Below are 926 nucleotides of genomic sequence, written 5' to 3'. Positions count from 1 at the left end.
GTATGTGGTTTAACGATGATACTCGTATTTCACTAATTGTAGGTATTGTTTTCTTAGCTATCGTAACAATTAGTTTCTATGCTTTCGGAATAGGGAAGAGAGCTCCGTTAGAAGTTCAAAATGATCAAGAGATTTCAAGTAAATAAAGGTAATAAAAAAGTCCGATTTCTTATTTAGAAATCGGACTTTTGTTATTAAAACTTTTCTAATACAATCTTCCCAATTGTACGTCCACTTTCAAGTAATGCATGTGCTTTTTTAAGGTTTTCTGCATTAATTGGTGTTAACGTATCATTTAAAGTAGTTTGAAGAATACCTTCATCTAATAGCTCGCTTACTTTATTTAATAGTTCGTGCTGCGTAATCATATCACCAGTTTCATACATCGCTTTTGTGAACATAAACTCCCAAACGAATGTAGCACTTTTACTTTTTAAAATCCCCATCTCAAGAGGGTGCTCATTTTCTACGATAGAGCAAATTTTCCCTTGTGGTTTAATGATGTCACCCATCGCGTGCCAATGTTGATCAGTATTGTTTAAGCAGAAGATATAATCTACATCTTTTAGCCCAAATTCTAATATTTGATCTTTTAAAGGTTGGTGATGATTAATTATATAATCGGCACCGAATTTTTCAACCCAGTGTATGGTTTCGTTGCGGGATGCGGTTGCGATTACGTTTAGTCCAGCCCATTTAGCTAACTGAATAGCAATCGAGCCAACACCACCAGCTCCGCCGATAATTAAAATGTTTTTAAATGTGTTTTCGCTTTTTTTAGAGTAATCAATCCCTAAACGCTCAAATAAACCTTCCCACGCGGTAATGGATGTTAAGGGAATTGCTGCAGATTCAGCATCACTCAACGTTTTTGGTTTTTTACCAACAATTCTTTCATCAACTAGATGGTATTCACTATATGTACC

At 35.1% G+C, this 926-nt stretch carries 1 protein-coding gene and 1 pseudogene; one reads left to right on the top strand and one right to left on the bottom strand.

Annotated features, from left to right (window positions below; translation table 11 throughout):
• A pseudogene (locus AC1DTM_RS28895) lies at window positions 1-146 on the top strand (amino acid permease); the annotation flags it as partial.
• A 48-nt stretch (window positions 147-194) separates the two neighbouring features.
• On the opposite strand, the gene AC1DTM_RS28890 reads toward AC1DTM_RS28895, so the two are convergent.
• A partial coding sequence (locus tag AC1DTM_RS28890; protein WP_477001531.1) for a zinc-binding alcohol dehydrogenase family protein occupies window positions 195-926 on the bottom strand: 732 nt, incomplete at its 5' end.

It is taken from the genome of Bacillus sp. P4_D3 (genome assembly GCF_056401855.1).
This window is presented reverse-complemented; position numbering and strand designations above follow the sequence as displayed.